This is a genomic window from Phenylobacterium sp. (genome assembly GCF_024508875.1).
Classification (GTDB): Bacteria; Pseudomonadota; Alphaproteobacteria; order Caulobacterales; family Caulobacteraceae; genus Phenylobacterium.
In genome coordinates, this window is record NZ_JANINU010000111.1 from 1 (window position 1) to 7,342 (window position 7,342).

Consider the following 7,342-nt stretch of genomic DNA (forward strand, 5'->3'; position numbering starts at 1 on the left):
CCTGGAGCTCACCGTCTACAACCACCTCTTCACCACCCACGACCGCCGCGAGGGCGTCGGCGCCTTCAACGAGAAGCGCACCCCGCAGTTCGAGGGTCGGTAAGGTGGCGTCTGTCACAGACGCCACCATGCGTTGTGTGTCTCGGTAAAGCTGCTAGCGTGGCTCCCGATCAGGTAGGGGGCCATCGTGGGACGTATCGGGTCCGCCGCGTGCGCGGCGCTAATGTGCTTGATCCTGGGCGGCGCGGCCGAGGCGGCGCCGAAGACCGCTGACTACGCGCCGGACCTCGAGCCGGCCGTAGGCGCGATCCGGCCCGGTGAGGTCCGAGCCCAGTTCATGGGCGTCAGCACGATCCTGCTCGACGACGGCCAGACCCAGATCCTGCTGGATGGGTTCTTCACGCGGCCGGCCTGGCCCACGGTCGCCCTCGCCATGCGCCCCAACCTCGGCAAGATCGGGCGAGGGCTGGATCGTGCAGGCGTCACCCGCCTCGGCGCGGTGCTGGTCGCCCACGCCCACCACGACCATGTGCTGGACGCGCCCGACGTGGCGATGTCGGCGGGTCGCTTCACGCCCGGCCGGCCTCCGGTGCTTGCCGGCTCGGAATCCGTCCGGTTCGTCGCCGAAGGCCGAGGGTATCCCGTGGACGACCCCGCCAGGTTCTGGCTCATCGGCAAAGGGCGCATGTCTCGCGAGATCGGCGATTTCACGATCACCGCATACGAGACGCCGCATTCCCCGGGCGGGCCGGCGCGAGAGGAGATCAAGACGCGGGTGCCCCGGGATGCGCCCGCCCTGGCCTATCAGATGGGCCCGAACTTCTCGTACATGGTGATCCACAAGAACGGGCTGAGGGTGCTGCTCTACCCCAGCGCCAACGTGCCGGACGTCAGCTTCGCCGCGCTCAAGCCGCACGTGGTCTTCCTCGGAGTCGCGAGACTGGGAGACCAGCCGCCAAGCGTAACCGACCTCTATTGGAAGCGTGTCGTATTCGATGCGTCAGCGACGCCGGCCCCGCTGACATCGCAGCACAAGCCCCTGGTCATTCCGGTCCACTGGGACGACTTCGGGTCGTTCCGCCCTGAGCTGTCGATCCTGGGTTGGCCGTTCGACAATGCCGCCGGCAGCTTGAAGCTCGTCGCCCGGCGAGCCTGCCAGGACCAGGTGACCGTGCGTTTCGCATCGGTCTTCCAACCCGTCACCCTGTGGGCTGATGGCGCGCCGATGAGCGGCCGGGCGCCCGGCGAGGCGCCGACGCCGGCGGCGATCTGCCAGCGGGTTGGCCCGCCGCCCGGCTGAACCCGCACATCCCGCTGGAGCGCGCCCGAGTCTCCGCGTAGGCATGGGGCATGCACATGCCCATCCCGGAGGCCGCGCTGATCGCCCGCAAGGGCGAGATCGTGCGGGCGTTGCAGAGGATCGTGCCGGGTGAGGGCGTCGTCGCCGAGGCCGCGGGGCTCGTGCCGTTCGAGAGCGACGGCCTGTCCGCCTACCGCCAGACGCCGATCGCGGTGGTGCTGCCCGAGACGACGGCCCAGGTCTCCGAGATCCTGGCCTGGTGCCACGCCAACGGCGTGAAGGTGGTGCCCCGCGGGGCCGGCACCTCGCTGTCGGGCGGCGCCTTGCCGTTGGCCGACGGCGTCGTGCTGGGCCTGTCGAAATTCAACCGCGTGCTGGAGGTGGACTACGCCAACCGCTGCGCCGTGGTGCAGCCGGGAGTCACCAACCTGGGCGTCACCGCCGCCGTGGAAGGGCAGGGGTTCTATTACGCGCCCGACCCCTCCAGCCAGATCGCCTGCACCATCGGGGGCAACGTGGCCGAGAACTCGGGCGGCGTTCACTGCCTGAAGTACGGCCTGACCACCAACAACCTGCTCGGCTGCGAGCTGGTGCTGATGACCGGCGAGGTGGTCCGTCTGGGCGGCAAGGCCATGGACGCTGAGGGCTACGACCTGCTGGGTCTCGTCACGGGCTCGGAGGGCCTGCTGGGCGTCGTGACGGAGGTAACGGTCCGTATCCTGCCGAAGCCCGAGACCGCCAAGGCCCTGCTCCTGGGCTTTCCCACCGTCGAGGGCGCAGCCGCCACCGTCGGCGACATCATCGCCGGGGGCGTGATCCCCGCCGGCCTGGAGATGATGGACAACCCGGCGATCCGCGCGGCCGAGGCGTTCGTCGGCGCGGGCTATCCGGTGGACGCCGCCGCCCTGCTGATCGTCGAGCTGGACGGTCCCGCCGCCGAATGCGCCGAACTGACCGGCCACATCCGCGGCCTGGCCGAGGCCCGGGGCGCCGACTTCCTGCGGATCTCCGAGACCGAGGCCGAACGCCTGGCCTTCTGGGCCGGCCGCAAGGCCGCCTTCCCCGCCGTGGGCCGCATCGCCCCCGACTACTTCTGCATGGACGGCACGATCCCGCGCCGCGCCCTGCCGCAGGTGCTGACCCGCATCGCCGAGCTCTCCGCGCAGTACGGACTGGGCGTCGCCAACGTCTTCCACGCCGGCGACGGCAACCTGCACCCCCTGATCCTCTACGACGCCGACATTCCCGGGGACCTGGAGAAGGCCGAGGCCTTCGGCGCCGACATCCTGAAGCTCTGCGTGGCGGTGGGCGGCGTGCTCACCGGCGAGCACGGCGTGGGCGTCGAGAAGCGCGACCTGATGCCCGAGATGTTCGATCCAACGGACCTCGCCTGCCAGCAGCGGGTGAAGTGCGCCTTCGACCCCGGCCTGCTGCTCAACCCCGGCAAAGTCTTCCCGACGCTCCATCGCTGCGCCGAACTCGGCCGGATGCACGTCCACCGGGGCAAGCTGGCCTTCCCCGAACTGCCGCGGTTCTGATGATCGACACCACGGCCCGCATGCTGAAGCCCACGACCCCCGAGGAGGTGCAGTCCCTCGTCGCCGAGGCCGGCGCGGCCGCGCGCCACATCGAGGTGGTGGGCGGTGGCACGAAACGAGGGATCGGCCAGCTCGATCCGGTCGACCTCGTACTCTCCACCCAGCGGCTGGACCGCATCGTCGACTACGCGCCGGAGGAACTGGTGCTCACGGCCCAGCCCGGCGTGCGGATGGCCGACCTCGAGAAGCTGGTCGCCGCACGCGGACAGATGTTGGCCTTCGAGCCGCCGCGTTGGACGCGCCTGGTCGGGTCGCGCGGCGAGCCCACCCTGGGCGGCGTGCTGGCGGCCAACCTCTCCGGGCCGCGCCGCATCCGCGCCGGCGCGGCGCGCGACCACTTCCTGGGCTTCGAGGCGGTGTCCGGGCGCGGCGAAATCTTCAAGGCCGGCGGGAAGGTCGTGAAGAACGTCACCGGCTACGACCTGATGAAGCTGATGGCCGGATCGTGGGGCACGCTGGCGATCCTCACCGAGGTCACCATCAAGGTGCTGCCCGCCCCCCGCGCCGAGACCACGCTGCTGCTGTTCGGCCTGCCCGACGTGCGCGCCAGCGAGGCGATGGCCATCGCCATGAACGGCCCCTGGGAGGTCTCGGCCGCCGCGCACCTTCCGGCCTTCGCCGCCCGCGCCCGGCCGCTGAAGGCCGAGATGCCGACGACGGCCCTGCGGCTGGAAGGCTTCGAGGCCTCGGTGGCCGCCCGCGTCGATGGCCTGCTCGGCGCGCTGAAGGGCTACGGCCGCATCGACGCGCTGGACGGCGAGCACAGCCGCGACTTCTGGGTCCAGATCCGGGAGGTCGAGGCCTTCGCGGGCGATCCCCGGCCCCTTTGGCGCCTGTCCCTGCCCCCCGCCGCGGGTTGGCGCGGGCCGCACGGCCTGCCGGGCGACGCGCTCTACGACTGGGCCGGCGGCCTCGCCTGGCTGCTCACCGAGGAGCCGGCCGCCAAGGTGAGGGCGGTGGCGAAGGCGCTGGGCGGCCACGCCCTCTGCCTGCGCGGCGCCCCGGCGTTCGGTCCGCGCGACGGCGCCCTGGGCGCGCTGCAGGACCGGGTGAAGGCCGCCTTCGACCCGCTGGGCGTGCTCAATCCGGGCCGCCTGGAGGGCGCCGCATGAAGACCGCCTTCACGCCCGAGCAACTCGCCGACCCCGCCACCGCCGCCAGCGCCGCGGCCATCCGCAAGTGCGTCCACTGCGGCTTCTGCACGGCCACCTGCCCGACCTATGTCCTGCTGGGCGACGAGCGCGACAGCCCGCGCGGCCGCATCGAGCTGATCCGGGAAATGCTGGAGAGCGGCGCCCCGCCCGCGCCGGCGACCGTGACCCACGTCGACCGCTGCCTTTCGTGCCTGGCCTGCACCACCACCTGCCCGTCCGGCGTCGACTACGCCCAGCTCATCGACCACGCCCGCGCCTACATCGAGGCGCACCACGCGCGCCCGTGGCCGGAGCGGGTCCTGCGCGGCCTGCTGGCGCGGGTGCTGACCCGGCCGGCGCGGCTGCGCTGGGCCCTGCGGCTGGGCCGGCTGGCGCGACCGCTGCAGCCAATTCTGGAACGGCTGGGGCTGAAGCCTCTGGCCGCGATGCTGCGCCTGCTCCCCGCGCCCCGCGGCGACGCCTCCCCGCTGGGGCCGGCCACGGCCTCGCCGTCGCTTCTCCCGCGCGGTCCGGCGCGTGGCCGGGTGGTGCTGCTGCAGGGCTGCGTCGAGCCGGAGGTCACGCCCCAGGTGCGGACCGCCGCCATCCGCCTGCTCACCCGCGCCGGCTACGAGGTCGTACAGGCCGAGGGCGAGGTCTGCTGCGGGGCCCTGTCCGAGCATCTGGGCCGCGCCGACGAGGCCAAGGCCATGGCGCGCGCCAACCTCGCCGCCTGGGCCAGGGCCGGCAAGGTGGACGCCATCGTGACCACGGCCGCCGGCTGCGGGACCATGCTGAAGGCCTACCGCCGCATCGTCGGCGAGGCCGTCCCGGCGCGCGACGTGCTGGAGTTCATCGCCGAGGTCGGCTTGCCCGAGCGCGTGCGCGTGCCGCCGCTCACGATCGCCTACCACGCCGCCTGCTCGCTGCAGCACGGCCAGCAGATCAAGGCCGCCCCGCCGCGCCTGCTGGCCGAGGCGGGTTTCGACGTGCGCCCCGTCGCCGAGGGCCATCTCTGCTGCGGCTCGGCCGGGGTCTACAACATCCTGCAGCCCGAACTCGCCACGCGGCTGCGCGACCGCAAGGCCGCCAACATCAACGCCGCTGGCGCGGTCGCTGTCGCCGCCGGCAACGTGGGCTGCATGGCCCAGCTCGCCCCCGTGCTCGACGCCCCCGTGGTCCATCCCGTCGAGCTGCTGGACTGGGCCACCGGCGGCCCGCGCCCCGCCGCCCTGGCGCGGGTCCGCGCGCCAACGGCCTAGGTAGTACTACGGACGTAGCCGCACGGAATTTCCTCGTGGCGTCAAATCCGCGAAGCTGCGCCCTATCGAGGAAAGTCCCCATGGCGCACGTCACGATCAACGCGGAAGTCCTGCTGGCGGCGTTCGGCCTCTACGCCGCCATCGTGCTGGCGCTCACCCTCTGGAACGCCCGCCACGCACGCCGGGACTCAGGCGGCCTGGACGAAGCCGGGCCAGGTGGACATGTACTTCACGAACGCCGGTCCCAGGCCCTCGTTGGCCAGATATTCGGCGGTGACCGGTAGGGCGATGGGCGTGAAGGCCGCATCGCGCGCCCGCTCCGGGAAGTCGTGGTGCAGGATCGCCGCCCGGCCGATCAGGACATAGTCGGCTCCGTCGTCCAGCATCTTCGCCGCGATCGCCGGCGTCGTGACCTTGCCCGCCACCCCCAGCCGCACGTTCCCGCGCTTCAGTTCGGTGAAGTAGCTCATCAGGCTGCGGCCCTGGAACGCTTCCTCCACCGGCTCCTTGAAGACGTCCCACAGCGACATGTCGAGGTAGTCGATCCGCCCGTCGGTCAGCACCGACTGCGCCACCTCGACGATCTCCGCCAGCTTCAGGCCGAACCGCTCGGGCGAAAGCCGCAGGCCGAGCTGGAAGTCCTTGCCCGTCCGCGCCCGCACGCCGTCGATGATCTCGAAGATGATCCGCGCCCGGTTCTCCAGCGAGCCGCCGTAGCGGTCCTCGCGCTTGTTGATCTCGGGCGAGAGGAACTGGGCCAGGATGTAGCCGTGGGCGCCGTGGATCTCGACGCCGTCGAACCCGGCCTTCTCCGAGCGCACGGCGGCGGCGACGAAGTCCTCCACCAGTTGCTCCACCTCGCCCAGCGACAGGCCGCGGGCCCCCGTCTCGGGATCGTCCGACGGACAGACCGGCTGGCCCACCAGGTCCTTCGGCGAGCGGTTGCCCGCGTGGTGCATCTGCAGCGCCGAGACGCTGCCCGCCGCCTTGATCGCCGCCGCCAGGCGCGACAGGCCTTCCAGGTGCTGGTCGCCGAACACGCCGAGCTGGCCGGGGAAGCCCTGACCCACCGCCTGGACGTGCGCCGCGCAGGTCATCGTCAGGCCGAACCCGCCCTGCGCCCGCTTGGTCAGCCAGGTGAACTCGTCGTCCGACAGCGTCCCGTCGGGATGGCTCTGCAGGTTGGTCAGCGGCGCCAGCATGAAGCGGTTCTTCAGGGCCGGCCCGTGGGCCATGGACAGGGGCGCGAACAGGTCAGCCAAGGGAGCCTCCGGGTGCGGACTGCGGCGAGGCTTAGCCGCCTTCCGCAAGGTCCGGCAAACCAGCCTTTCTGCAAGCGCCGCCAGGACGGCGGGGCCTACCCCTCCGCCGTCAGGAAGATCGGGCCGCCGACTACGTCGAAGGCGGTGGCGTCCACCCGGCGGATGGCGGTGATCTGCAGGACGCCCGACCCGCCGTCGGCCCGTCCCCGGCGGCTGCCCTGCGGGGCGGCGACCCGGGCGCGGTGCTCGCCGGGCAGGCTGCGCAGGGCGCGCGCGACGTCCGGCCCGCGCGGACGGAAGGGCAGGGGCTCGGCAAGCGTCGCCACCGGGCGCGTGTACAGTCCCACCAGCCAGATCCGGTCGCGACCGCGCACGGCGCCATAGGCCGCGTGGGTGTGGCTGGCCCGCAGCAGGTTGCGCCAGTGGCCGGGGCTCCGGCGCCAGCGTCCCACCAGCTCGGCGGCGCTCGCCGGCGGCCCCTCGGCGCGGTGGTAGGCGATGTTCTCGGACGGCGAGCCGATCGTCGTCCGCCCCAGCAGCCAGAAGCGGTGGCTGGGGTCGAAACCCTCGGGCGACAGGTGCTCCACATAGTCCCGCGCGGCCTGGTCGGCGGCGTGGGCGCGGGCGGCGGCGGCCAGCTCGTCGTGCCAATCCAGCGGCGCGGCCCCCGCGGCGCGGCGGTGGGCGTTGGTCGCCTCCAGGGCGGCGCGCGCGCTGGCGTCGTCGAACTTGAGGCCGCCTCCGTCGCGCAGCCGCTCGCGCAGCCGCGCCTCGTACCGGGTCCAGG

Annotated in this window: 6 protein-coding genes; 4 read left to right on the forward strand and 2 right to left on the reverse strand. The window is 72.5% G+C overall.

The window, feature by feature from the left end:
- Positions 1-187 precede the first annotated feature (187 nt).
- The 4 genes from Q0L11_RS09760 to glcF are packed head-to-tail and all read left to right on the forward strand — an operon-like array spanning position 188 to position 5,293.
- On the forward strand, positions 188-1,300 hold the full coding sequence (locus Q0L11_RS09760) for an MBL fold metallo-hydrolase (protein WP_296596963.1): 1,113 nt from the start codon (positions 188-190) through the stop codon (positions 1,298-1,300).
- A gap of 50 nt (positions 1,301-1,350) precedes the next feature.
- Complete coding sequence (locus Q0L11_RS09765; protein WP_296596964.1) at positions 1,351-2,838, forward strand: FAD-linked oxidase C-terminal domain-containing protein; 1,488 nt, start codon at positions 1,351-1,353, stop codon at positions 2,836-2,838.
- Positions 2,838-4,010 carry a glycolate oxidase subunit GlcE gene (glcE, locus tag Q0L11_RS09770; protein WP_296596965.1) on the forward strand — a complete coding sequence of 391 codons (1,173 nt, stop codon included), beginning with the start codon at positions 2,838-2,840 and terminating at the stop codon, positions 4,008-4,010. Before Q0L11_RS09765 ends, glcE begins: the two co-directional genes overlap by 1 nt.
- Positions 4,007-5,293, forward strand: coding sequence for a glycolate oxidase subunit GlcF (gene glcF / locus Q0L11_RS09775; protein ID WP_296596966.1), 1,287 nt, complete (start codon positions 4,007-4,009; stop codon positions 5,291-5,293). The genes glcE and glcF overlap by 4 nt, the downstream gene beginning before the upstream one ends.
- 188 nt (positions 5,294-5,481) lie before the next feature.
- Here the strand turns inward: glcF and Q0L11_RS09780 are convergent, their stop codons facing one another.
- Together Q0L11_RS09780 and Q0L11_RS09785 are read right to left on the reverse strand one after the other, a co-directional pair.
- Positions 5,482-6,555 carry an NADH:flavin oxidoreductase gene (locus Q0L11_RS09780; protein WP_296596968.1) on the reverse strand — a complete coding sequence of 358 codons (1,074 nt, stop codon included), beginning with the start codon at positions 6,553-6,555 and terminating at the stop codon, positions 5,482-5,484.
- Positions 6,556-6,650: 95 nt separating this feature from the next.
- The coding region (locus tag Q0L11_RS09785; protein ID WP_296596970.1) for a CAP domain-containing protein at positions 6,651-7,342 on the reverse strand (692 nt) is incomplete at its 5' end.